The organism is Halorubellus litoreus (assembly GCF_037081675.1).
GTDB classification, from domain to species: Archaea; Halobacteriota; Halobacteria; order Halobacteriales; family Natrialbaceae; genus Halorubellus; species Halorubellus litoreus.
In genome coordinates this window covers 132929-158452 of sequence record NZ_JAZAQL010000003.1, presented here as the reverse complement: position 1 = coordinate 158452, position 25524 = coordinate 132929, and the positions used below count along the sequence as shown (strand labels likewise).

Annotated in this window: 20 protein-coding genes and 1 pseudogene; 11 read left to right on the top strand and 10 right to left on the bottom strand. The window is 69.3% G+C overall.

All coding sequences use genetic code 11. The features are described from left to right. Positions 1 to 3: 3 nt before the first annotated feature. Entirely contained in the window at positions 4 to 867 is an 864-nt protein-coding gene (locus VYJ16_RS15635) for a DUF5694 domain-containing protein (protein WP_336351247.1), read from the bottom strand. A gap of 112 nt (positions 868 to 979) precedes the next feature. Beyond that, positions 980 to 1912 carry a winged helix-turn-helix domain-containing protein gene (locus tag VYJ16_RS15630; RefSeq protein WP_336351246.1) on the bottom strand — a complete coding sequence of 311 codons (933 nt, stop codon included), beginning with the start codon at positions 1910 to 1912 and terminating at the stop codon, positions 980 to 982. A 279-nt stretch (positions 1913 to 2191) separates the two neighbouring features. On the opposite strand from VYJ16_RS15630, the gene VYJ16_RS15625 reads away from it, so the two are divergent. Together VYJ16_RS15625 and csg are read left to right on the top strand one after the other, a co-directional pair. Continuing rightward, complete coding sequence (locus VYJ16_RS15625; protein ID WP_336351245.1) at positions 2192 to 3322, top strand: COG1361 S-layer family protein; 1131 nt, start codon at positions 2192 to 2194, stop codon at positions 3320 to 3322. A gap of 401 nt (positions 3323 to 3723) precedes the next feature. Beyond that, on the top strand, positions 3724 to 6324 hold the full coding sequence (gene csg / locus VYJ16_RS15620; protein ID WP_336351244.1) for an HVO_2072 family ArtA-dependent S-layer glycoprotein: 2601 nt from the start codon (positions 3724 to 3726) through the stop codon (positions 6322 to 6324). A 27-nt stretch (positions 6325 to 6351) separates the two neighbouring features. On the opposite strand, the gene VYJ16_RS15615 is transcribed toward csg, so the two are convergent. Beyond that, positions 6352 to 7377, bottom strand: a complete 1026-nt coding sequence (locus VYJ16_RS15615; RefSeq protein WP_336351243.1) for a Cdc6/Cdc18 family protein — start codon at positions 7375 to 7377, stop codon at positions 6352 to 6354. A 94-nt stretch (positions 7378 to 7471) separates the two neighbouring features. Here VYJ16_RS15615 and VYJ16_RS15610 point away from each other — a divergent pair, with 94 nt between their 5' ends. The 4 genes from VYJ16_RS15610 to thiC all read left to right on the top strand — a co-directional run bounded on the left by VYJ16_RS15610 (position 7472) and on the right by thiC (position 13320). After that, the gene (locus VYJ16_RS15610; RefSeq protein ID WP_336351242.1) at positions 7472 to 8191 is read left to right on the top strand and encodes an HAD family hydrolase; all 720 of its coding nucleotides are present in this window, start codon (positions 7472 to 7474) and stop codon (positions 8189 to 8191) included. A 237-nt stretch (positions 8192 to 8428) separates the two neighbouring features. Next, a complete protein-coding gene (locus tag VYJ16_RS15605) occupies positions 8429 to 10363 on the top strand; it encodes a S9 family peptidase (RefSeq protein WP_336351241.1) in 1935 nt (644 codons plus the stop codon). A 215-nt stretch (positions 10364 to 10578) separates the two neighbouring features. Further along, the gene (locus VYJ16_RS15600) at positions 10579 to 11646 is read left to right on the top strand and encodes a phytoene/squalene synthase family protein (RefSeq protein WP_336351240.1); all 1068 of its coding nucleotides are present in this window, start codon (positions 10579 to 10581) and stop codon (positions 11644 to 11646) included. 189 nt (positions 11647 to 11835) lie between these two features. Continuing rightward, positions 11836 to 13320 (top strand): phosphomethylpyrimidine synthase ThiC, encoded by a 1485-nt coding sequence (thiC, locus tag VYJ16_RS15595; RefSeq protein WP_336351239.1) that lies wholly within the window; start codon positions 11836 to 11838, stop codon positions 13318 to 13320. A 56-nt stretch (positions 13321 to 13376) separates the two neighbouring features. On the opposite strand, the gene VYJ16_RS15590 is transcribed toward thiC, so the two are convergent. The 6 genes from VYJ16_RS15590 to VYJ16_RS15565 all read right to left on the bottom strand — a co-directional run bounded on the left by VYJ16_RS15590 (position 13377) and on the right by VYJ16_RS15565 (position 18263). Beyond that, positions 13377 to 13694: a DUF7521 family protein gene (locus VYJ16_RS15590; protein ID WP_336351238.1), complete on the bottom strand. Its 318-nt coding sequence runs from the start codon at positions 13692 to 13694 to the stop codon at positions 13377 to 13379. After that, positions 13691 to 14041 (bottom strand): ArsR/SmtB family transcription factor, encoded by a 351-nt coding sequence (locus VYJ16_RS15585; protein WP_336351237.1) that lies wholly within the window; start codon positions 14039 to 14041, stop codon positions 13691 to 13693. Before VYJ16_RS15585 ends, VYJ16_RS15590 begins: the two co-directional genes overlap by 4 nt. Further along, positions 14034 to 14162: a hypothetical protein gene (locus tag VYJ16_RS15580; RefSeq protein WP_336351236.1), complete on the bottom strand. Its 129-nt coding sequence runs from the start codon at positions 14160 to 14162 to the stop codon at positions 14034 to 14036. The genes VYJ16_RS15585 and VYJ16_RS15580 overlap by 8 nt, the downstream gene beginning before the upstream one ends. Beyond that, a complete protein-coding gene (locus tag VYJ16_RS15575) occupies positions 14155 to 15405 on the bottom strand; it encodes a hypothetical protein (protein WP_336351235.1) in 1251 nt (416 codons plus the stop codon). The genes VYJ16_RS15580 and VYJ16_RS15575 overlap by 8 nt, the downstream gene beginning before the upstream one ends. 75 nt (positions 15406 to 15480) lie before the next feature. Further along, positions 15481 to 17805: a PAS domain-containing sensor histidine kinase gene (locus VYJ16_RS15570; protein ID WP_336351234.1), complete on the bottom strand. Its 2325-nt coding sequence runs from the start codon at positions 17803 to 17805 to the stop codon at positions 15481 to 15483. A gap of 80 nt (positions 17806 to 17885) precedes the next feature. Beyond that, positions 17886 to 18263: a hypothetical protein gene (locus VYJ16_RS15565; RefSeq protein ID WP_336351233.1), complete on the bottom strand. Its 378-nt coding sequence runs from the start codon at positions 18261 to 18263 to the stop codon at positions 17886 to 17888. 238 nt (positions 18264 to 18501) lie between these two features. Between VYJ16_RS15565 and VYJ16_RS15560 the strand changes: the two genes are divergently transcribed. From VYJ16_RS15560 to VYJ16_RS15550, 3 genes are all read left to right on the top strand, one after another. After that, on the top strand, positions 18502 to 19458 hold the full coding sequence (locus tag VYJ16_RS15560) for a hypothetical protein (RefSeq protein ID WP_336351232.1): 957 nt from the start codon (positions 18502 to 18504) through the stop codon (positions 19456 to 19458). Positions 19459 to 19521: 63 nt separating this feature from the next. Next, positions 19522 to 20124 carry a hypothetical protein gene (locus VYJ16_RS15555; RefSeq protein WP_336351231.1) on the top strand — a complete coding sequence of 201 codons (603 nt, stop codon included), beginning with the start codon at positions 19522 to 19524 and terminating at the stop codon, positions 20122 to 20124. Next, positions 20102 to 20419 (top strand): DUF8150 family protein, encoded by a 318-nt coding sequence (locus tag VYJ16_RS15550; RefSeq protein WP_336351230.1) that lies wholly within the window; start codon positions 20102 to 20104, stop codon positions 20417 to 20419. The genes VYJ16_RS15555 and VYJ16_RS15550 overlap by 23 nt, the downstream gene beginning before the upstream one ends. Before the next feature lie 82 nt (positions 20420 to 20501). Here VYJ16_RS15550 and VYJ16_RS15545 read toward each other — a convergent pair whose 3' ends face one another. Beyond that, positions 20502 to 22202, bottom strand: a complete 1701-nt coding sequence (locus VYJ16_RS15545; protein WP_336351229.1) for a histidine kinase N-terminal 7TM domain-containing protein — start codon at positions 22200 to 22202, stop codon at positions 20502 to 20504. 424 nt (positions 22203 to 22626) lie between these two features. On the opposite strand from VYJ16_RS15545, the pseudogene VYJ16_RS15540 reads away from it, so the two are divergent. Both VYJ16_RS15540 and VYJ16_RS15535 read left to right on the top strand, forming a co-directional pair. Then, positions 22627 to 22902, top strand: a pseudogene (locus tag VYJ16_RS15540) (DUF8156 family protein); the annotation flags it as partial. A 263-nt stretch (positions 22903 to 23165) separates the two neighbouring features. Beyond that, a complete protein-coding gene (locus VYJ16_RS15535) occupies positions 23166 to 25520 on the top strand; it encodes a type B DNA-directed DNA polymerase (RefSeq protein ID WP_336351228.1) in 2355 nt (784 codons plus the stop codon). The last annotated feature ends 4 nt before the right edge of the window (positions 25521 to 25524 follow it).

The following is a 25524-nucleotide window of genomic DNA, read 5'->3' as shown; positions in this document are numbered from 1 at the left end:
CGGTCAGCCTTCACGCGGGAGGTACGGCAGTGCGCTCGTCGGGCAGCACTGCGGGGTCTCCGCGAGGAGGTGCCGCAGCACGTGGACGTGTCCCGACCCGACGATGAACAGCACGCGCTCGTCACCGTCGTCGATCGCCTTCCAGACGTTGTGAACCATCCGGAGGTTTCGTCGGTACCACTTCGCGAGCGCGTCCGGCCCGGCGTAGTTCTCGCCGTCGCCGTACCTGACGTAACGGTCGAACATGCCGTCGTTCGCGTGCAGTGCCGCTTCCTCGTTCAGGTAGCGGTGGAACTCGGTGAGCGTCGACTCGGCGAGCCGCTCGTCCATCGCTTCCTGTAGTGCGGTCGGGTCGATGCGGGGGACGTCGACCTTCGTCGTCGGCTCGTAGCCAGCCGATTCGAGGTCGTCGAACGCGTCGTCGTCGCCGAGGGACTGCGGGACGTCGACGGGGACGACTTTCTCGTGGCCGAGTCGCTTCGCCAACCTGAATCCGACCTGGACGACCTCGCTCCGGCACGCCAGCTCCTCGTCGTCGCGCTCGGGGTGTGCCGGGTCGAACGCGTGTTCCTCGTCGAACGCCACCTCGTCGTCGCGATAGCGAGCGTACACCTCGTTGACGGCGTCGTCGCGTGCCGCTGGTCGTTCGACGGCGACGTGGTCGGGGTCGACGGCCTCGAGGTACGTGGCGAGCGTGGCGAGTTCGGCTTGCCGGGACGGTTCGAGGACGTCGCCGATGTCGAGGCTCACCTCGTCGAGTTCCGGGCGGTCCATGTGGTAGGTGCCGAGGAGGACGACCTCGACCTGTTCTGGGGTCGGGGTCGGCCACGTCGGCGTCTTTCGTGCGGTTGCCTTCGGTCGAAGCATGGTGGGCGGGTCGACGACCGCCGCCCGGTTAACTATTCGTAGAAATACACTTCTATCGGGTGGGTGATTGAAATCGATTCCAACGCCTACGCCCTCGCACACTACCGTGGTTTCAGTCGTGGTCGACGTCGACGAGCGCGAAGTCGCCGTCGAACGTGAACGTCCGCGCGTCGCCGTCCAGCGTCAACGCCACGTCCACTCGCCGCGGGTCGTCGGTGACCGGACACTCGCCGAGCGGCAGGTGGTCGAGCGTCCACCACGGTCGCTCCCGGAGGTCGATACCGTGCTCGTGGTGGAACCCCACGACCGCCGGTTCCGACAGCGCCGCGATCGGGGCGCTCGCGTGCCACCAGAACCCACACCCGCGGCACGCCGTCACGACGAGCGCGTCGGCGTCCTCGCCCTCGAACCACGCCGGTGCCGCAGGCCGCCCCGCCGCCGCTGGCTCGTTCGGACGTCGAACCCCACGGTCGACGCGGCCCTCGCAGTTCGGACAGAACCCGTGACTCGCTGCTAGCTCCCAGAGGCGGACGTACCGTCCAACGACCCTCGGAATCTCGTCCCGAGGCCACCCCGCGAGCACCCCTGCCGGGACGTCGGGATTCGTCTGCACGAACCCGCACTCGACGCACTCGATGGCGACACCGCCCTCGCGGAGTCGAGCCATCAGGTCACCCGAGCACTCAGAGCACGTCCCAGCCGCCGGAACGGACGCCGACTCCAGCGAATTCGTCAACCCACCCGAGACGATGGCGCCGACGAGCCGCCACCCGGCGGGCGACAGCACGTACCCGTCCTCGGTCCTCCGGACGAACCGACCGACGAGCCTGTCCACGTGATAGTGGCACTGTCCGGGGTCCTCGACGCCGACCGCGGTCCGTATCTCACCGAACGACAGCGGACCGCCGTCGGCCTCGCGGAGCGCGTCCAGCACGCCGATGCGCGTCTCGTGCGCCACGAGTTCGAACGCGGACGCCGCCGAGACCGCCTCCGTCACGACGCCGTCCCCTGCCTCCGTCTCGCGCTCGATCCCGTCTTCGCTCATGACGCACGATCGGTCGCGTACCGAGAAAAGTCCCCGCTTCCTCGCGACGATACCACACCGTCACCGACGGGAACCGTTCGAAGCACGCACCGTCGAGGAGGTGGTCGGACGAGTGCATCCTCGCCTGGGACGACCGGAAACTGCACCCGGTCTCCGGATGCTTGAGCACCTAGCGTCCGCGTTACGAAACCGAACGAGGCGGCTCGTTCCGGCGGTAACCCCCGCTTCATTCGCGGTAGGTGCCTCATTGTAACGACACCAGCAAGCGAACCGCATCGTATGCGAACCGTACCAGTCGTCGCCGTCCTCGGCATCGCGCTCCTCGCCGCGTCGATGGGTGGCGTCTCGCAGGTCGAACCGCCCGACGAAGGCACCGTCCTCGGGAGTCCGAGTCTGAGCGTCGCCGCACAGGACAACTCGTTCGAGTGGGGCGACAGACGCGACCTCGCCGTCACCATCGCGAACGCCGGCGACCTCGTCCGCGGCGGGCCCGAACGGTTCGAAGACCGCGTCACCACTGCGAGGAGCGTCGAGGTTTCCGTCGCGACGGACAGACTCCCGCCGGCGCTCGCGGGCCGCCTCCAGGTGGAATCCGGGCGCGTTCTCCTCGGTGAGCTCCCCGAAGCCGGCGCGAGGACGGTGAACTTCAGCGTCGGCGTCTCGCAGTCCGTCCCGCCGGGCACGTACCAGCTCCCGGTCCGAATCAGCTACGAGTACACGTCCTTCGTGCGGTACGGCCCGAACGAACCACAGTACAACGACGCCGACCGAGAGGTCGTCGAGCGCGTCACGATCGTCGTCGTCGACCGCCCTCGGCTCTCGCTGTCGGCCGTCCGGAGCACCGACGTCGAACCCGGAACGACGGGCTCGTTCCGGTTCACGGTGGCGAACACGGGCACGCGGGTCGCGCGTGACGTCGGCCTCACGCTCGCAACCGAAGGCACCGCCGTTGGATTCGGCGCCGAGTCGTTCAGGCGGTCCACGGTCGGCGTGTTCGTCGGGGACCTCGAACCGGGGGAGTCCGCGAACGTCACGGTGACCGCGAGCGCCGCGGAAGCGACGGCACCGGGAACGTACCTCGTCGAGACGACCGCTCGGTACACCGCTGTCGGGGGATTCCAGCGCGTTCAGACGGATCTCCGCAGCGGTCTCCGGGTCGCGGACCCGAACGTGACGACCCCCGACGAACGGCCGGCAGGCGATACGCCGTGGATCGACGGTGGCGTGGTCGTCGCGGCGGTCGGATCGGCCGGGGCTTCCCACCAGTCGGTCCTGTGCGGCCGGGACCCCGGCCCATCGGGGCGACTCGTCGACCGAACGACCGCCCCCTCGAGTTCTCGGAGAACACTCTCGTCTACTTCGAGGTTACCTGAGCACGACCGGACCTACTTCACCGTCGACGGCCGGTAGGACTCTTCGATACTCATCGCCCTCGGGATTACGGGACGTTACCTCCCTTCTATTCCGGTCGAAAGCCCGGATTTCGAGCGTCTCGGTGCGTTGTTACTGGTTGCCAATCGAAGCGAAGCGACGACCGCTCGGCAATCCAGCCAACTGGTCGCCGGTCGATTAGAGTAACGGACCGACCGTTGACGGATAACTTACGCCCTCTAATTTTCCCGGTTCTCGGGGGGAGTAGACAACGCCGCATTACGAACTGTCGTCTCATCATAACAATCCCTGTTCGAAACAAACTCATGGCCACCCCACACGGGGGTGAGAAGTAACCAAGGAAACCACGACACTCAGACGCGATGACGAGAACGTACACACAACGTTAAAGAAAATTAACACGAGAAAACCACTCCAATATGACAACCAACGCTGACCAATCATCACGGAAACTCGGCGCCATCACGATGGTGCTCCTGCTCGTCGCAGCCCCAGCTGTGGCGGGCCTCGCCTTCGGGTTGACCGTCCAGCGCGGCGGAAGCGCGGGGAACTTCAACCCAGGCGTCGGCGGACCGAACGACGTCCAGATCGCCACCGAGAAACCAGTCGTCTTCCAGGGCGAAGAGGACATCAACTTCCTCGGTGAAGACGGCACACCGATCGACTCGTCACAACTGACCGGTGTCTCGGGTGACGCGGAGGGCATCCCGCTCGAATCACCCATCCCGCAGGATCAGGAACGCGGGCAATATACGCTCACCGGGTCGGGTGACGCCGCCGGCGTCGTCGTCCAGACGCCCCGCGTCACCGAACTGGAAGTACTGAACGAACGCGGCGTGGACGTTGAAGGCTCCACGGTCCAGGAGGACGAGACGCTCCTCGTGCGCGCCGAATGGAACTTCGAAGAGGCAGAGGACCTCGAACTCGTCATCCGGGACTCCAACGGCGACGAGGTCACCGGCGAGGTGCTCGCTGACGCCGATGCACTCTCCGAACAGCAGAGAAACGAACTCTCCGGCCCGTACGCGGCGAACCCACAGAAGGTGACGAACCCCGGCCAGCGCGGCACCGGAACCGGTATCGTCTACCTGCAAGGCATCGGGCAGTTCGAGGAGGGTGAACTCGGCAACTCCTCGGTCGATGCAGCGTACTGGGCGCTCGACGTCAGCGACGTGGACGTCAACGACATCTCGATCACGGTCGAAGGCTGGGACGACCTCGACTTCGGTCCCGCCAGCCAGTCCACGTCCGTCAGCGTCCAGAGCGACGACGACGTGAACCTCGACCTCGAGGCTGACAGCGTCACTCGCGGCGAGAACGTGCGGTACGCCATCCGCGGATCCACCGCAGGTGCGAACCACTACGTCGTCATCGAGGACAGCGAGTTCCGGAACGACGTCGTCGACGCGGACGTCTTCCGTGACGTCCAGGACGTCGTCGACAAAGGCACGTTCGACACCGACGGCGACGGGACCGCCGACTTCGCGTGGGCGCAGATCGAGATCGACGAGGACACCGGTGTCGGCGTCGGTCAGATCGACACCAGACTCCTCGACGACGCATCGATCAGTATCGACCTCTTCCAGGCGGACCGGTCCCTCGAGGACGTCGCAGCGGACCTCGGAGACACCGAGGACGACAGGACGCTCGACGTCGACCAGGGCGACCTGAACTTCGACAGTCCACCCGGCGTCTACGTCGCCGGTAGCGACGAGGACGTGCGCGGCACCGCCGCGCTTGGCGTGGACGAAGTCGTGATCTACGCGCGCGACCAGGGCGACTGGGAGCTCCTCGACATCAACGAGGACGGCTCGCTGAACGCGGACGACACCCTCAGCGTGGACTCGACCGGCGAATGGGAGCGCGAAGACGTCGTGCTCTCGCAGGCCAGTGACATCTTCTCGATCCCCGGCCGGTACCGGATCGGCGTGGTCGAGGCGGACGACGTCATCTCGGACGGCGAGATCGCGACGACGCTGAGCACGTCCGACTTCTCGAGCGCCACGAGCTCGCAGATGTCGCTCGTCGTGCAGGAACCCGGGCTCGACGAAGCGCGGACGTTCCAGACGATTAACGCACAGGTCGCCGTCGAAGACGGGACCGTCGACGTGATCGGCACGGCGTCGGGTCTCGATGCCGTGCTCGCCGTGATGATCGACTCGAGAGGTCGCGTCGCGACCGAGCGGATCACGGTCGACGACGACGACACGTTCGACGAGGACGACATCTCGCTGACGACGATCGACGGACGGCAGCTCAACGAGGGCCAGATCCGCGCCTTCGTCATCGGCCTCGGTCGGGACGGCGTCGCCGGTGACGGCGTGCTGCCCGGTCAGCCGAACGCGGAACTCGCCTCGCTCGAGAACTACGTCCAGAGCTTCGGTGCTGGATTGACCCAGTCACAGATCGTCGCACGCCTCAAAGACGAGACCACGAACGAGGTCGCGAGCGACGACCTCGCCATCGAGGAGGCGTTCCGGCTCACCGACGGCGCGACGTCGATCGAGACCGTCGGGCCCGCAGGGAGCGTCTCGGATGGTGACATCCAGGATGTCCCCGTCGGCGACCAGATGATCGTCGCCGGGCTGACGAACCGGAAGCCGGACGATAACTCCATCTCCGTCGAGGTCATCAGTGGCCCAAGTGCGAACGACTTCGAGACGAACTCGACCGACGAGTGGGGTCTCACCGGTCGCTGGACGCTCGCGCTCTCCACGGACGGCGTGGAGCCCGGCACCTACACCATCGAGGTGGACGACGGCGACAACACCGACACCGTCCAGGTCGAGATCGTCGCGGCAGATGGAGACAACGGTAACGAGACGACTGAACCACCGGCGACGACGACGGAAGCGCCGGCCACGACTGCAGTGAACGAGACCGAGGGGAACGAGAGCGCGGCCGTCCAGCCCGCGGGTGACGCGAGTCCCGCTCAGAGTGGCCTGTCCGGTCTCGTCCTGCTCGCTCTCGCGCCGATATCGCTCGGCTACATGGTCGTCCGTCGCAGGAACCGGAGCTGACGACCAGCGCATCGTCTCCTTCTTCTTTCAGGCGCCCGGCGACGGAAGGTCGTCGTCGACGACCTCGTACACGCGACTGCGACTGGAACCGCTCGCGAGGAGGAGGTCGTACTGCTGCATCTTCGAGAGGTACGAGCGCACCGAGCGCTCGCTCTTGGGGTCGTCGACGCGCTCGCAGTACGCGTCGTAGATGTCGCCGGGGCTGACGGGGCCGTGATCGCGGACGACCTCGAACACCGCGACCTGGTCGGGCGTCAGGTTCGCGACGTCGGCGTGGCGCATCTCCGTCTCCGCGGTCGGCACCGCCTCTTCGATGATGGCGTCGGTTATCTCGTCGGCGTCCTCGCGTTCCGCGGCGCGCGCCGCGCTCCGAAGGATGCCGATGGCGAGCCTGGCGTCGCCCGCTGCCGCGTCCGCGATGCGCTCCAACTGGTCGGTGGTGACGACGTCGCGCTCCAGGCCGTTCTCGACGCGCGACCCCAGGATGGAGACGAGCTGGTCGGCGCCGTACGTGTCCATGCGGACGTGCTCGCTCGCCTGCAATCGCGACCGGAGGCGGTTCCCCTCGGGCGCGTACAGGTCCTGTTCGCGGTTCGCGACCACCACGACCGCGTACTGCGGGAGCCCGTGGAGGTCGTAGACGATACCGGGGTCCTCCAGTTGGTCCGCTTCGTCGAGGACGACGACCGCGCGCTGGTCCGCGTTCTCCACGCGGTCGACGAGGACGTCCGTCGGCGTCGACTGTCGATGCACGTCCACGGTCCGCCCGACGTGCTCGAGGACGCTGTAGAGCGCTCGATACCGCGTGTAGTTCCGCCAGCAGTTCACGTACACCGTCTCCACGTCGAGCGTCGCCTCCCGGAGCTTCCCGGCGACGAACCGCGTCAGGCACGTCTTCCCCGCACCAGAGGGCCCGGTGACGACCGCGGTATCGGCGGACTCGCCCCTCGTGAGCGGGTCGAGCACCGACGAGAGGTGATTCACCTCGCCGTCCCGATGCTCGACCTCGCTCGGCACGAAGTCCGTCCGCAGCACGCGCGCATCCCGAATCACGCCACGGCCTTCGAACGGGCCGGACGTAACTCTTCGCCCGTCGAACCGTCAGGCGCCACCGGGAACCACCGAAGGGAAGCCCCTGGGAGTCCACGTGTCCGACGAGATGACCCCGGACGCTCCCGTCGACGGAACCGACCCCGCGAACCGACGCATCGACGCGGTGATATTCGACATGGACGGCGTGCTCGTCGAGTCAGAGTCGTACTGGACCGAGGAGATGCACGACATCATCGACGCCGCGTACCCAGAGGGGGCGGACGTGACGCCCGCGGACCTCACCGGCGTCAGCATCTACGACCAGTACGACACGTTCGGCGCGGACCACGAGATGCTGGTGAGTCGCGAGGAGTACTTCGAGCTGTACGACGACGTCGCGGAGTCCATCTACCTGGAGCGCGCGAGCGTCACCGACGGGGCGGCCGACCTCGTGCGCGAGGTGAAGGACGCCGGGCTGCCGGTCGGGCTGGCGACGTCGTCGTTCCCGCAGTGGGTCGCGTGGACGCTCTCGCGCCTGGACCTCGAAGGCGTCTTCGACGTCGAAGTGCTCGCGCCCGAACTCGACGAACCCGGGAAGCCCGAGCCGTTCATCTACGAGGAAGCGGCGCGACGACTCGGCGTCGACCCCGTGCGCTGTCTCGTCGTCGAGGATTCGGCGAGTGGCATCGAGGCTGCGTCTCGCGCCGGCGCGTACGTCCTCGCGTACCGGTCGCCGGACTCGGACGGCGAGCAGGACGTCTCGCGCGCAGATGCGGTGGCGGACGGGCCCGCGGAACTCCGCGAACGCGTTCGCTCGCTCGCGCTCGACGCGTAGGACTCGGCGCGCGCACCGATTCAATTCGACCGCGAACCAGATGCATGGAAAGAACTAAATCCCCAGCGTGCGAAAATGTAAGCGGAGAAGACTGTAAATCGAAATAACAATTCTTTTCCGTAGCGACTGCTTCGATTCTACCGCACCAACCCGACCGCCACCAGCGCCACGGTCACCGACCGCGGCCACCTGTCGAGCCCCCGACGCATCGCGCGCCGACCGCACCACCAACCCATCATGACAGACGATAACGACGCCCAACAGGCCACGACGCGCCGCGCAGGAAGCGACGACGACACACTCGAGGCTCTCGCGTCCCTCCCCGAGTTCTACCATCCGACGGTGAGTCCCGACGGCGACCGGATCGCGTTCTACCACGACGAGACCGGACGGAACGAGCTCTACGTCCTCGACGTCGAATCGGGCGAGCGCACGCAGGTCAGCGACGGGAACGTCCCCGAGAACGCGATGTACCCCATCGCGTGGGACGCCGACGGCGACCGCGTGTTCTTCCACCGCGACCAGGACGACGGCGACGAGCAGAACGATATCTACGCCATCACGCTCGACGGGGACGTCGACCTCGTCGTCGAGACCGACGGCCAGACCAACCTCCAGGACGTCTCCCCGGACGGTTCGCGGCTCCTCTACTCGACGACCGCGACCGGCCAGATGAACCTTCACGTTCACGACGTCGCGACCGGCGAGTCGACGCAACTCACCGCGTACGACCGCCCGGCCTCCTTCGGCCAGTTCTCGCCCGACGGTGACCGCGTCGCCTACCGGACGAACGAGCGGGACGACCTCGACAACGAGGACCCGTACGTCGCCTCCCTCGCGGCCCTCGACGCCGACCGCGACGAGGGCGTCGCCCCGGCTGGCGGCGAGGACGCGGGCGCGTCCGGCGACGGTGACGCCGCCGTCGACGCGCACCGTCTCGACGTCGGCGACGTCGGCGCGGAGACGACTATCGCCGACTGGTTCCCGAGCGGCGACGCCGTCCTGCTCTCGGACGACAGCGAGGACACCACGCGCCCCGGCGTCTACGACCTCGAATCCGGGTCGGTGACGTGGTACGGCTCGCCCGACCGCGAGGAGGTGCCCGCGTTCGTCCTCCCCGACGGCGACGGGTTCCTCGCGCGTCGAGCGCGCGACTGCGCGGAGGTCGCCGTCCACTACGAGCGCGACGACACCGACGCCGCCACCGAACTCGACCTCCTCGAGGGCGTCGCCCGGTTCCCCGGGTCGAGCGCCGACGACGGCGTCCTCGCCGACGGCCGCGTGCTCGTCACGCACGAAACCCCGACCACGCGCCAGCGCCTGCTCGCGCACGACCTCGACGCCGACGCCTCCGACTCCCTCGTCGACGCCGAGTACGGACGGTTCGACCCCGACGACTTCGCGCCCTGCGACGTCGTCACGTACGAGTCCACCGACGGCCTCGACATCGAGGCACTCGTCTACGACTCGGGCGAGCGGCCGTCACCCGCCATCGTGATGGTCCACGGCGGCCCGAGCGCGGCCGAGTCCCGGCGGTTCAACGCGCGCGTCCAGTTCCTCGTCGACGAGGGCTACACCGTGATGCTCCCGAACTACCGCGGGTCCACGGGCCGCGGCCGCGAGTTCAAGCACCGCATCAACGGCGACTGGGGTGGCATGGAACAGGTCGACGTCGCGGAAGCCGGCCGCTGGCTGAAGCGCCGAGACTGGGTGGACGCCGAGCGCGTCGCCGTCTACGGCGGCTCCTACGGCGGGTACTCGACGTACATGCAGCTCGTGCAGCGTCCCGGGTTCTGGAGCGCGGGCGCGGCGTTCGTCGGGATGACCGACCTGGAACTGCTGTACGAGAAGTCGATGCCGCACTTCCAGTCGTACCTCGAACAGCTCGTCGGCGACCCCGACGAGGACGCCGACCTCTACCGCGACCGCTCGGCGATCACGCACGTCGACGACATGGAGGACCCGCTCCTGATGGTCCACGGCGTGAACGACCCGCGCTGTCCGATATCGCAGGCGCGGACGTTCCGCGACGCGCTCCTCGAACGCGGGTGGGAGGAGGGCGAGGAGTTCGAGTACGTGGAACTCGGCGAGGAGGGCCACACGTCGACGGACGCCGACCACAAGATCCGGACGTTCCGGCTGACGGCGGACTTCTTCGACCGACGACTCTAGGCGCTCGCGTCCCACGTCCGCGGCCGCGTTCGCAGCGCTCACCGCGCTTCTCGAACGCTTCCAGTTCCTCCCGTGACACCTTCGCCCGGTCAGTGCGAGACTCTGACCGTTCGACACCGACGGAATCGGGGACTCGGGCCGGATTCGGGTCGGATTCGGGCCGTCGTTACCCCGGAGGCTTTTTGCCGCGGGGCCCTTTTGGTCGGGTATATCTGATGAGCGGGCGTGAGTGTTATCGTGGTGATGTCGACGAGGCGTGGTGTCACGAGGCCGTACAGGGCGTGTCGCGGACGTTCGCCCTGACAGTCGACGTACTGGAGGAACCGATGTCGACCCACATCTGTCTGGGGTATCTCCTCTGTCGAGTCGCTGACACGGTCGAGGACGCGGGGCATCTCCCGCCCGAGGAGCAGGCGGCGCTCCTCCGGACGTACCGGGACGCGGTCGACCCCGACGCGGACGCGACCATCGAGGAGTTCCGCGCGGACGTCGACGCGTACGTGCCCGCCGAGGGCGAACGGAACGACGACTGGGAGGTCGTCGCGCGGTCGCCGACCGTCCTCGCGACGTTCGCGGCGCTCCCCGAGGACGTCCAGTCGGCGGTCGTCGGCCCGGTCGTCGAGATGGTCGACGGGATGGCGGCGTTCGTCGAACGGTACAGCAACGAGGGCGGGCTCCGCATCGGCGACGCCGAGGAACTCGAGGAGTACTGTCACTACGCCGCCGGGACGGTCGGCGAACTCGTCACGAACCTCCTGACGCGCACGGACGTCGACCAGGACCGCGCCCGCCGCATGCAGGGGACCGCCGAGGAGTTCGGGCAACTCCTCCAGTTGACGAACGTCTCGAAGGACGTCTACGACGACTACGTCGACGAGAACAACGTCTACCTCCCGAACGAGTGGCTCGAGGCCGAGGGCGTCCCCCAGGAGGAGGTCGTCGAACCCGAGCACCGCGGTGCCGCGGCCCGGGTCGTCCAGCGGACCGCCGACCACGCTCGCGGCTTCCTCGACGACGCGCAGACGTACCTGGAGTCGATGCCGCTCGTGCACGGGAACACGCTTGAGGCGTGGAGCGTCCCGTTCCTGCTCGCGGTCGGTACCCTCCGCGAACTCGGGGCGCGACCCGAGGACGCGCTCACCGAGCGCGGCGTGAAGATCTCTCGCGAGGAGGTGTTCGCGGTCACGCACGCCGCCTCGACGACGGGGCGGGAGGCGCTCGCGGACCTCCGCGAGACCATCTCGCGGGAGCCCTACGAGGGCGTCGAGCAGCACGCCGACTGACCCGCTGTCGTGGTCCGCGGCGACCCGGCCGCAGACGACCGGAACTAATCGTGTTCTGACACGCCCGGGATTGGGCGTTATCTGGGCTTTCGGCTCCTTTACTCTTGCTTAGCGTGGGGTGTGCTTCTCGACGACGCCGAGCTCTCGAAACACGAATGTTTATCACCAAGTGGTATCACCTAGTGGTGAATGGTTCGAACGCAACTGCAGCGCGCACGAGACGGCGAGATAACGGACGCGATGGAACGCGTCGCCGAACGAGAACAGGTCGACCCGCGATACGTCCGCGAACAGGTCGCCGACGGCCAGGCTGTCATTCCGGCGAACGTCCACCACGACGCGCTCGACCCGATGGTCATCGGGCGCGAGTTCGCGACGAAGGTGAACGCGAACATCGGGAACTCCGAGACGACGAGCGACCGCTCGGGCGAACTCGAGAAGCTCCACGCCGCCGTCCACCACGGCGCCGACACCGTCATGGACCTCTCCACGGGCGACGACCTCGACGCCATCCGCGAGGCGAACGTCGCGCACTCGCCGGTCCCCGTCGGCACCGTCCCCATCTACGAGGCACTCACGCGCGTCGACGGCCCCGCCGACCTCACGCACGAACGCCTCCTCTCCGTCGTCGAGAAGCAAGCCGAGCAGGGCGTGGACTACGTGACGCTGCACGCCGGCGTCCGCATGGAGCACCTGCCGCTCACGGACGACCGCACCACCGGCATCGTCTCCCGGGGCGGCTCCATCCTCGCGCAGTGGATGGAGGAGAACGCGATGGAGAACCCGCTGTACGCGAACTTCGACGACTACTGCGACGTCCTCGTCGAGCACGACGTCACCGTCAGTCTCGGCGACGGCCTCCGACCGGGGAGTCTCGCGGACGCGAGCGACGCCGCGCAGTACGCGGAACTGGAGACGCTCGGCGAACTCACCGCGCACGCCCAGGACCGCGGCGTCCAGGTGATGGTCGAAGGTCCCGGTCACGTTCCGATGGACGAGATCCGCGAGAACGTCGAGCGCCAGCAGGCGGTCTGCGACGGCGCGCCGTTCTACGTCCTCGGCCCGCTCGTCACCGACGTCGCACCCGGCTACGACCACATCACGAGCGCCATCGGCGCGACCGAGGCCGCGCGCCACGGCGCCGCGATGCTGTGCTACGTCACGCCCAAGGAGCACCTCGGGCTCCCCGAGGCCGAGGACGTCCGCGACGGCCTCGCCGCGTACCGGATCGCCGCACACGCCGCCGACGTCGCCAACGACCGCCCGGGCGCCCGCGACTGGGACGACGCCCTCTCGGAGGCCCGCTACGACTTCGACTGGCGCCGCCAGTTCGACCTCGCGCTCGACGGGGACCGCGCTCGCGACTACCACGACCAGACCCTGCCCGGTGACAACTACAAGGACGCCAGGTTCTGCTCGATGTGCGGCGTCGAGTTCTGCTCGATGCGCATCGACCAGGATGCGCGGGCGGTTGCGGACGGCGAGATGACCGACGAGCGCGAGCACACCGACCTCGCGGCGAGCGACGCCGCCGTCGTCAACCGGCCGCCAGTCGGCCAGCACGACACCAGTCGCGTCCCCGATCTCCCCGCGGACGTCGACGAACGCACTACCGTCGGTGACGACGCGGACGTGGACACGGACGCGGATGCGGAGGTCGAGCGCGGCGACTGAGAGCGACGCCCCCTCGTTCGCTCGGTTCGCTCGCGACGACCGGCGCGTCCGCGCCGTCACCGCCGTAGCGACAGCGAGTACGCGATACAGAGCAGGCCCGCGAGCTGACAGCAGCGGACGACGAGCCGGAACGCGTCCTGCGCGGGGAGCGCGAGCACCTCGAACCGGAGGAGGACCGTGCCCGCGAACGCCGTCGCGTACGTCACGACCGTCAGGAGGATGAGGCCGACCGCGAGGTAGAACATCGACCGGTCGTCGTACAGTTCCAGCGCCCGATACGCCTGATACCCGATGTAGAGACCGACGAGCGTCGACGCGCCCGCGGCCGCTATCACCGCGAGTTCGACGAGATTGAAGCCGTACACGTAGATCATCGTTTCAGGTCATCCCAGCGGCGCGCGAGCCGTCCCGCGACGTCCTCGCGCCGCCGCCGTAGCTCGAACTCCATGCCGTCGTCCGCGAGCGAGACCGTGAACTCGTCGAGGTCCGCGCTGTACACAGTGTCGTGGTGGCCGTCGGCGCGCGGCCGCGTCCCCTCGACGACGAGTCCAGCGTCGTGTAACCGCTCCAGTCGCCGGTAGACCGTCGAGAGCGAGGCGTCGAGTCGCTCCCCGAGCTCCGTCGCCGACAGCGACGCGGTGCTCGTCGCGACCAGGATGTCCCGCGCGCACTCGTCGTCCAGCAGCGAGACGACGGTCGCCAGGTCCACGTCCTCACTCACAGTTCCTTGCTGACACGTCCACGCTCGTAAACTGTCCGGAGTCGCGGGACGCGACCAGTTCGTCGTCGACGACCTCGAACTCGCGCGGCTCCGATTCGTCGACGCCGTCGCGGTCACGCATCCTCGCCGTCGAGTTCCACCGATAGCACCGTGCTGATCGAGTCGCTCTCGGGCGGTGACGCCGTGACGTTCAGTTTCCGCGCGTCCGCCGGGACGTCGTCGCGGTCGAGCGTCGCCACGTCCCCGGGACCGACCGTCCCCGACTCGAACAGCGCCGGCGGCGACTCGACCTCCGGGAAGAACGAGACGTCGAGCCAGCCGGCGTCGACGGGGTCGCCCGCCGCGTGCCGGACGCTCACCGACCGCTCCTCGCGCGTCACGCCCCACGTGACCTGCGGCCAGTCGTCGAGCGCGGCAGGGCTATCCCGTCGGTACGCCGCCCACGACAACTGTATCTCCACCTCGACCATCGCGTCCCCGACCGACACCTCCGTCGCCTCCGACTCCAGCGCTCGGTCGCGCTTCTCCATCGCGTCCCGAGCCGCTCCCACCGTCGGCGTTCCGCCGTCATCGAAGTAGAACGTCAGCACGAAGTAGACGCCGTCGTCGTCGGCGGTCGTCCCCATCCCGACGTGGGTCGCCTCCGGGAACGTCCGCTCGATATCGTTCGACTCCTGCTCGAACAGCCACGTCGAGGGGTGTTCGCCGACTGCGTCGACCGCGGTCGCGAACCCGTCGTCGCGCTCGTAGCGCGTCGGAATCCGGCCGTCGCGAGCGTCAAGGACCGCACCGACGTCCGTCCGCGCGGTCGACCCGTGCGCCCACGCGACCACGTCGTCGCCGACGAACGCCGCGCGCGCCACGTCGTCGCGTTCGTACACGTCGTAGGACTCGTAGCCGTCCGCTCGCTCGTACCCGCCGTCGACGGCGGTCCGCCCGACCAGTTCGCGGTCGACGTCGCCGACGAGCGCGACCACGGGCCCGTAACTGAACGCGCCGCGGTAGGTCTCGAACCCGTGCCCGAAGTAGTCGACGCGCGTCTTCAGGAACGTCGCCGGGAACGACGCGTGCCGTCCGAGCTCGGACGCGTGGAGCGCCGCCGGTGCGACGGACATCACGTCCATCGAGGCGTCGAGCGTCGTCTCCCCGTCGATCGCGTCGCCGTCGGGCGCCCACGTCGCGTACGTCGCGTCGTCGGCCGCTGGCGCGTCCACGCGACCGAACTGTACGCGTTCACCGAGCGGCGGGAGCGTCGCCAGACACCCCGCGCTCGCGCCGAGTCCACTCGCCGCGACGCCCGCCGCCGCCGTCCGGAGGACGTCCCGTCGCGTCCGCGTCCCATCGTCGTCGTAGCCACCAGCCATGCGTGTCCTCCCCTCTATCCTTCGACAAGTAATACCCGGGTCGCGTTCGTCACCGCCGACAAGCCGTCGGAAGGTTCAAGTACGGAACTCGAAGCGGGCGCCGCCGTCGGCGCTCTCGGTCACCGAGACCGACCACCCGTGCGCGTCCGCGACGTCCTCGACGATACGGAGCCCGAACCCCGTTCCGTCCTCGGCCGTCGTGTACCCGGACTCGAACACGCGCTCGCGCTTCTCCGCCGGGACTCCCGGGCCGTCGTCGGCGACGAAGAACCCTGCGTCGTCCGGGAGCGCCCCGACCGTCACCGAGACGTTCGCTCCAGCGTGCTCGACCGCGTCGTCGGACTCCGTCCGACTGCTCGTGGAACCATGTTCCACGGCGTTCCGGAACAGGTTCTCGAGGAGCTGGCGCAACCGGGACGGGTCCGCGTCGACCGTCGGCACGTCACCGACGGATACCGACGCCGTCGTCGACGACACGGGCGCCCACGCTTCGGTCACCGCCATCGCAACGTCCACCGGCTCGGTCTCCGCAGCGCCCTCGCCGGCGCGAGCGAGCGTCAGCAGGTCGTCGATGAGTGCGTCCATGCGCGTGATAGCGTCCCGGACGCGCTCGAAGTCCTCCGGGTCGCCGCGCTCCTCGGCCATCTCGAGTTCCGCCTGCATGAGCGTCAGCGGGTTCCGGAGGTCGTGACTGACGACGTTCGCGAACTCCGACAGCCGCTCGTTCTGCTCGCGGAGCTGCGCCACGCGGTCGATGCGTGACAGCGCCGTCGCCAGGTGTCTCGCGAGCAACTCCGCGAGCTCCAGGTCCGTCTCGTCGAACGCACTCGGCGCGTCCGCGACCGCCTGGAAGACGCCGTACTCGCCGACCGGCACAGAGATGAGGCTGTGGAACTCGCCCTTCGGGTCCGCTTCCTCGAACGCGTCGAGTTCGTCCACGCGGAACGACCGCCCCGTCCGGTAGGTCAACCCCGCGACGCCCTCGTCGACCGACATCCGCATCGTCCACGTCTCCTCCAGTTCGTCCGACGCCGCGACGATGTCCAGGTAGTCGTCGTCCTCGATGAGGCTCACGCCACAGAACTCCATGTCGAGGACCTCGGTCGCCGCGGCGACCGTGCGCTCGCTCGCCTCCGTCGGCGTCTCGCTCGTCTTCAGGTCCGACCCGACCGTGTTCAGCGTCCGGAGCGCTCGCTCCCGACGCACTCGCTCGCCGACGTCCTGGCCGACGCCGACGACGCCGACGACGTCGCCGTCGTCGTTCTCCACGGGCCGCAGTCGGAACTCGCAGTCGATCGGCCCACCGGTCGCCGTCGACACGCGCGTCTCGAACGCCACCGCGTTCCCGTCGAGCGCCGTCTCGAGCGCGTCCACCGCGGCGTCCCGGTCCGCGGACGGGAACAGCGACGTCGGGTCGAGCGACTTCACGGTCGCCTCGTCGTACCCCAGGAGCTCTCGCAGGTGCTCGTTCCCGAACTGGACGCGCCACTGTGCGTCCGCGACGAACAGGAGGCCCTCGAGGCCGTCGAGCGCGGCCGGAAGCACCGCACCGCGTCGCGTGAGCGCCCGAACCGGGTCGTGACGGTCCGTCACGTCCTTTGCGACCGTCTGCGCCACCAGTTCGCCGTCGTAGTACGCGGGCGACGTCGTCACGGCCGCGTGCCGTATCTCTCCGTCCGCGGTCAACAACCGCAACTCGACCTCCGCCGTCGACGTCCCGCCCTCGAGGACGTCGTACAGGCCGAGCATCGTACGTTCACGGTCCTCGGGGTGGACGAACGACTCCACTCGCTCGCCGATCATCGCTGGCGCGTCCCCGTACCCGAGGTACGTCGCCGCGCCACCGGTGGCGTGCACGACGCGCCCGTCGTCTCCGACCAACAGCACGGGGACGCTCGCCTCGTCCAGCAGTGCGTCCCGGCTCTCGTAGGTCACGGACGCCTGCCGCGCGTTCCGCCGTCGCCGAACCGCGTTCTCGACGCGGTTCGCGACCACGCGCGTCCTGACGTCGCCGTTCCTTTCGTCATCGTCGCTCCCGCCGTCGTCGCTATCGTCGCTCGCGCCGTCGTCGCTCCCGACCGGGACGAGGTCGTCGGCGCCCGCTTCGAGCGCGTCCACGGCGACGTCGTCGGTCGAAACGTCGACCGCGGCGAGCACCGCCGCCGAATCGTCGATGGCAGCGAGCTCCGTGACCGCGTCCGCGACCGTCGACCCCGTTCCGGCGACGACCACGCACGCGACCGTGCTATCGGCGAGGACGTCGACCGCGGTCGTCACCGTCGATACTCGGCGCACCGAGAACCCCTCGCGTACGTCATCCGGGAGTGCTCCACCGCCGTTCGACGTCCCCGCGAGGTTCAGGAAGAGGACGTCGACGTCCACCCTGCCCCCATCGGTCATACCCTAGTCAGTGAGTCTCACTCAAAGAGTCTTCCGGGGCGACCATGGTCGGGCCCCCGCGCACCCGCGGCGTTCGCGCACTACCCGCGCTTTCGAACCTCGACGGTGACGATGTCGCCGTCGACGCGGACGTAGAGCGTCGACGAGTCGACGCCACTGCCGACGTTCACCCTCGACCGGTCGGTTATCGTCCCGTTCACTGCCACGGACTCGTTCCGGTCGTGCGCCGCGACCGCCGCCTCGCGGACCGGATGGCCCGCCTCGAACTCGGAGACGTCGTACGTTTCCGGCGGTGGATTCAGCGGTGCATCGCGGGGTTCGGCGGTCGCCGTCACCGCGACCGGGCCACCGCTCCCGACGAGGAGGAAACCGCCGATAGCGGCGACGATCAGGAGGACGGCGGCTATCGGCATGAGCGTCTTCACGTCGTCCGCGTTCGGGTCGGGGACGTGACGCATGGGTGACTGTTCCGTTTTCTCGCTTAGGTATCTTGTCCCGGAACGACCGCGTCCTCCCTCGCCCAAGTACCTCGTCCCGTCGTCGCCGCGACCGCCGCCGGCCGTGGACGCTTTCCGGAAACGACGATTCGGCCTCCTCGCGGGCGCTCGCGGTCGACGAGACGGCGCCCGGCGCTTTCCGGAAGTTTCCGGAAACGACACGCCTCGCGTTAACCCGACCGCGGTCGTTCCCTCGACCATGCAGGACTCGACCCAGCAGGACGCGCCGACCCAGCCCGAGCGCGGCGCCGACCGGAACGAGCGCGCGCTCGCGGCCGACGACCACCTCGACCCCGTCCTCCCGTCGCTCGACGACGGCGTCACGCTACTGGACGTCGACGGCCGCGGCGTCCCCGTGCTCCAGTCACTCGCGCTCGACCACCTGCTGACTCGCGACGGCCCCGCGCTCTGGGTGGACACCGCCGGCTGCGCGCGCACCACGACGCTCGCCAGGGTCGCGCCGACGTGGCGGCTCCTCGAACGCGTCCACGTCGCCCGCGGGTTCACGCCCTACCAGCATCACGCCGCCGTCGCCGACGTCCCCGACGCCGCGACCGACCTCGTCGCTCGCGACGACACCGCGGCCGACGCGCCCGCGCTCCTCGTCGCCCCCGTCGTCGACGGCCGGTACCGCGACGCCGACGACCTCCCCCGCGAGCACGCCCGCCAGCTGCTCGCGCGAACGCTCGCCCGCCTCCGCCGATACAGCGACGCGTACGACGCGCCCGTCCTCCTCACGCGCGCCGGCGGCCGGGACGCGACCGTCGCCGACGCCACCGACGCCGCACACGACGGGAGCGACGCGTTCGCCGACGTCGTCGCCCGCACCGCCGACCACCGCCTGCGCTGCGAGCAGACCGCGCAGGGCCCGCGGTTCGTCGGCGACGACACCGAGACGCTCGTCTACCCGCAAGCCGACGGCACCCTCCAGACGACGCTCTCGTACTGGCGGACCGTCCTCCACCAGCGCGCCAGCGCCGCCGGCGTCCAGCCAGCAAGCGCGACGCCGAGCGCGAACGCCGACACCACCCGGTCGTCCGGGCCGAGCGCGGCCTCGACGCGGTTCGGCGACGCCGACAACACCCTCGCCGCCAGCCCCCACGGACACGGCGCCGCACACGAACACCTGCTCTCGCCCTGGCAGCACGGGCGCTGAACGAACCACGCCGCTAGCAGCCGCGGGACCGTTCTTTATCAGGCTGCCCGCGCAAGGCGACGCATGGGCGGCGTCTCCCTCCGCGACGGCGAACTCGTGGTCGAACGACCACCCAACGAACTCGACGACCTCGCCATCGCGTTCTCCACGATTCTCTCGCGGCTCGACGTCGAACACGCGTTCGTCGCGGGGTACGTCGCGATTCTCACCGGGAGAGCGCGCGCGACCGACGACATCGACGTGCTCGTCGAACCGCTCGCCGCCGACGAGGCCGACGAACTCGTCGCGACCCTCGAGGCCGAAGGGTACTGGGGGCCGGCGGCACCGCTCGACGACCTCCACGGGAACCTCGACGCCGGGACGAACATCTGGGTCGCGCCCGACGGGCAGATGACGCCGCATCTCGAGGTGAAGTTCCCGACCGACGAGTTCGACCGCGCGTCGCTCCGGAACGCCATCGACGCGCACGTCGGCGACGCGACGATACCCGTCGGCCCGCTCGAACTCCAGATCGCGTACAAGCTCCGGCTCGGCGCGCAGAAGGACTTCGAGGATGCGGCGCACCTGTACGCGCTGTTCGAGGAAAGCCTTAGGACGACACACCTCGAAACATGGAGCGAGCGGCTCGGGGTGAGTAACGAGTATGAGCGACTCAAGTCGATCTGACGCGCTCGACGCGAAGCATCGCGCGAATCGAGCGTCGCGGCTGGAGGACGTGAAGCGCTGGGTCGAGTACGTCCGCGAGCAGCCCCCGGCGGTCTGGGGCGCGGAACAGAACCGCGTCGTGAACGCGCAACTGGAGAGCGCGCGCGAGACCGAGACGCCGCCGGGTCACGAGCGTCGCGTCGCGGCGTTCGGCGAAGCGATGACCGCCGCCGACCGCGAGTCCACGGACGCCGCCGACGGCGGAACCGGTGACGCGGACCTCGTGGACGGCGAGGACACCCCGGTCGACGAGTAGCGTCGAGCGGCACGCTCGTTCTGCGGTCCGCGGTCGCGACCGCGTGCCGTCGCCGCCCCACGGCGGCACGCGGTCCGGTACGCTACTGGTCTGGTCGCGGGAACCGGACCGTCGCACGCGTCCCGGCGACGTCGACGGCGTCGGTGATGGTGAACGAACCCCCGGACTGGCGGACGATGAGGTCGACCAGCCACAGCCCGACGCCGGAACCGTGCCTGAGCGCCGTCTCGGTACGCCGGTCGAGCGCATCGAGCTCGCTCTCGTCGATACCCGGGCCGTCGTCCTCGACGTATACGACGCTCTCGTCCGGGGTCGACCGGACGCCGACCGCAATCTGCGGGGGTTCGGGGCCGGTATGATGCTCGATGGCGTTCTCCAGGAGCTCCTCGATGGCGTTCGTGACGAGCGGATGCCCCTCGGCGGTGACGTCGTCGTCGATCTCGGTCCGGACCGTCGCCGGCGTCTCCGCGGCGACGCGCGACGCGTGCCCTCGGGCGAGCGTGGAGAGGTCGGTCCGCTCCGACGGCTGGTCCTCGTTGATGAGGTTCCGGAGCACAGTCGCCTTCTCGCTGTGCGCGAGCAACTGCTGGCTCGTCTCCTTGATGTGCTCGACGGAGGTCGCGTGCGCGTCGGCACAATCCGCGTTCCCGATCCGGGTCGCGTGCCCCTCGATGAGGTTGAGGCTGTTCCGGAAGTTGTGCCGGAACACGCGCGCGAACACCTCGTTCAGGAGCTCGAGGTCCGTCTCGCGTTCGCGAAGCTCCGTCACGTCCCGGAACACGTACAGCGTCCCGACGCTCCGGTTGCCGCGCGTTATCGGCTGTCGTTGCGGGACGAACTGCCTGGTGTCGCCGCCGGCAGCCACGGTCAGCTCCGCGGGGTCGTCGCCGTCCACCAGCAGCGGTCGGAGCGCAGGATACGTCCGGCAGAGGGCGTCGGTACTGTTCCCGACGAGTTCCGTGTCGGCGCCGAAGAACGCCGCTGCGGCCTGGTTCGCGTCGACGACCTGCTCGGATTGGCCGACCGTCAGCACGGGGTCGGTGAGGGTCTCGACGGCGGTGCGACGGCTCACCGGGACGAGACTGAACAGCTGGTGCTGTTCGAGCGCGAGCCCCCAGAGGAGCGCGGTCACGAGGAACGCCATCGGTGTCAGGTCGACGTAGGTGGGGATGGCGTCGATGTGCCTGAACAGGTGCGTGTGGAGCGCGCCCGGGAAGCCGATGACCCAGCCGGCCATGAGGAAGACGAGCTGTTGGCGGTGGACGCCGTGCGCGCCCCGGAAGTCGGCGACGAGGAGGCCAATTGGAAGCATCGCGAGGACGCTCGCGAACGCGATGTGGACGTAGTACCACGGGTTCAGGACGAACTCGCTGATGCCGGTGGGGTTCGTGGGCGTGGCGGCGTCGACGACGAGGTGATGCATGGGGTTCGTCACCGAGAGCGCGAGCGTGATGACGGGGATGACGAGTGCGATGGGAACGATCCAGCGCGGGATTCGGATTCGGTCGCGGCGCAGGTACTCGAGGACGAACAGCGGCCACCCGAACGTCACGAGGAGCTGGAAGAAGAACCGGACGGTGATGTTCAGGTGCACCGGGAGGATTCGCGTCGGCCACGTGATCAGCATCAGCAGCAGCGACCACCCGATCATTCCGACCAGACAGAGCAGTAATCCACTGGCACCGGGCTGTCCACGGTTGCGGAAAACGTAGACGGTCACGCCGATGATGGGGATGGTCGAGAGGAACATCAGGAACGCCATCGACTGTGCCCCCTGACTCATGACTCATCCCCGTGCAAAGGTGTGGCATACACGTGTATGCTCGGGTACAATACCGTTTCGGCCGTCGGCGGAGCCGGCGGCGTACCTCGCGTGCGAGTCGCCGACGAACGAGTTCGACCGCGCGCCGCCGTCGAACGCCATCGACGAATCGCTTTCCGGAAACCCTGGAATCGAACGTAGAACGCTCAGCGTCGGCGTCGTCGCCGGAATAGCGTTTTCCGGAAGTTTCCGGAAACGACACGCCGTCGGTTACGTGCGTGGTGGTCGTCGCCTCGAGTATGCAGTACTCGTCCCGCGACGACGACCGCCTCCACTCGCCGTCTCGCATCGCCCGTCCGACAGCTAGCAGCGCGCTCGCCCGCGGACCACCCCGCCGTGCGTTCGCCAGGCCGACCGCCCGCCGCGCTCGCGGGGGTGGTGCGTGATGGGTCGCACGAACCCGACGTACCGCGACGCGCTGTCGGCCATCGAGGAGCGCTGGTCGCCGTACCGGCGCGCGCTCCGGCGCCGGGACCGCGAGCGCTTCGACCGGTTGTTCGGGTACGCTCGCGAGCACGCCGACGCCGCCGGGGCGCGCAACCACCGGAACCCGCTCGTCGCGGCGCTCGTCGGTATCGCGCTCGAACAGGAACGCCGGCACGACGACGCCGAGCGCGAGCGCGAGGGGCTGGCGGACGAACTCGCCGCGGTCGCGGACCGACTGGACCGCATCGACGGCCGACTCGACCGTCTCGAGGGACGGGTCGACGACGTCGAGGCGGCGGTGGACGCGGCGGCGCTCGACCACGAGCTCGACGCGGCGGACTACCCGCCGGCGGTGACCGCGCTCGCGAACCGGCTCGGCGACGCCGAGGTCCCCGACCTGGACCGTCCGGACGACGCCGACTGCGCGGACGACGCCGACTGCGCGGACGACGCCGAGCCCTCGGGCGACGCGGACGACGTCGATGGGGGTGCGTAGGCGTGGCGTTCGTCACGGACTTCCGCGACGACGGCCGCGTTCGAGCGTGGACCCTCGACCCCGAGGATGGTGCGTCGGCGGTGACGCGAGCGTACGCGCCGCGGTTCTACGTGGGCGTCCGCGGGCGTCGCGACGGCGACGGCCGGCTGCGGGACGGTGCGGACGACCGCGGGCGGTTCGTGGACCTGCGCGCGCACTACGAGGCGCACCCGGACGTCCTCGGGACGTCGTTCGTCCACAAGCGCACGTACTTCGGGCGGCCACCGGAGCGCTTGCTTGCGGTGGACGCGACGCACGTCGACCGCGTGCGGTCGCTCGCGCGGCAAGCCCACGAAGTCGCGCCGACGGGGGACTTCGCGTGCTACGACGTCGACCTCTCCCCGGGCTTTCGCTACCATCTGGACGCGCTCGGCGAGGGCGGCGGACGGGTCGTCGGGGGCGCCGGGTCCAGCCGGCGTGCGCGGGCCGCGGACGGCGAGTTCGCGTCCGCGCCCACGAACCCGACGCCCGCACGCGACCCGGAGACGTTCGCGGTCGAGGTCCCCGAGGGCGAGCGCGGGAGCGACGCGTACGGCGCGCTCGTCGTCGACAACGTCGCGTCGTCGACGCGACGAGCGGACGGAACCGCGACCGGCGGTTCCGTCGAGGGCGACCGCGTCTCTGGCGACCCCGCGCACGTCGCCGCAGCCGTCGAATCCCGAATCGAAGCGGCGGACCCGGACGTGCTCGTGCTCGACACCGCGAAGCTCGTCCCGCGACTGGCGGCAGCCAGCGACGCGCCCGCTGGCGAGTACGCGCTCGGGCGCCGCCCCGGCTATCGCGAGCTCGCGGGCGAGTCGACGTTCACGAGCTACGGGCAGGTCGGGCACTCGCCCGCGCGGTACGCGGTCCCGGGGCGTGCTATCGTCGACCTGTCGAACACGTTCTTCGTGAACGAGACGAGCATCGACGGCGTCCTCGACCTCGTCGCGCGCTCGCACAAGCCCCTCCAGGAGGCGGCGTGGGCGAGCATCGGGAACGTCCTCACCGCCATCCAGATCCGCGAGGCCCGCGACCGCGGGGTCGTGGTGCCGTGGCACGCGTGGCGTCACGAGGAGTTCGCGTCGATGCGGACGCTCCACGACGCGGACCGCGGCGGCCTCACGCTCTCGCCCGCCGTCGGCCGCCATCGGGACGTGCACGAACTGGACTTCTCGAGTCTCTACCCGAACGTCATCTGCACGCGGAACGTCAGCCCGGACACCATCCGCTGTCACTGTCACCGCCACCGCGAGGACGTCCCCGGACTCGGGTACGCGGTCTGCGACCGCGACGGCTACCTTCCCGACGTCCTCCAGCCGATCGTCGACGACCGCGACGACTACAAGGCCGCCATCGCCGCGGAGCGCGCGAGCGACGACCCCGACCGCGAGCGCATCGCCGACCTCGAGGGGCGGTCGTCGGCGCTGAAGTGGATCCTCGTCTCGTGTTTCGGCTACCAGGGGTTCTCGAACGCGAAGTTCGGCCGCATCGAGTGCCACGAGGCCATCAACGCCTACGCTCGCGAGATACTGCTCTCCGCGAAGGAGCGCCTCGAAGCGGGCGGGTGGCGCGTCCTCCACGGCATCGTCGACTCCATCTGGGTGACGCCCGCGCCCGACGTCGACGACGCCGCCCGCGAACCGCTCGACGCGCTCGCGAGCGAGATAACCGACGCCGTCGACGTCCGCCTGGAGCACGAGGCGCACTACGACTGGGTGGCGTTCTGCCCGCTCGCCGACAAGGAGGGCGGAGCGCTCACGAAGTACGTCGCGAAGCGCGCGGACGCCCCCGACGCGGTCCCCGCAGGCGACCGCGACGCGTTCAGCGACGCGTTCAAACTCCGTGGCGTTGCCGCGCGCCGCCGGAACACCCCCGAGTTCGTCGCGGACGTCCAGCGCGAGTGCCTGCGCGTCCTCGACGCGACCGACGACCCCCGAGCGGTCGCCGAACGCGCACGGGAGGCCGTCGACCGCCTCCGCCGGGGCGACGTCGACCCCGACCGCCTCGTCGCGCGCCGCCGCACCAGCAAGCCCGCGGACGCCTACCAGCGGTACACGGACGCCACCGCCGCGCTCGACCGCGCCCGCGAGCAGGGCGTCCCCGCTGGACCCGGCCGCGACGTCGAGTACGTCGTCGTCGACGCCGACAAGACGACCAGAGAGCGCGTCCGCCTCGCCAGCGAGGACGTCGACCGGTACGACGCCGACCACTACGCCACCCAGTTAGTGCGCGCCGTCGCGGACGTCCTCGGACCGCTCGACTGGAGCCGCGAGGACGTCCGGGACGCCATCCACGGGCACGAGAACGCGAGCATCGGGAGCTACAGCGAGGACTGAGCGC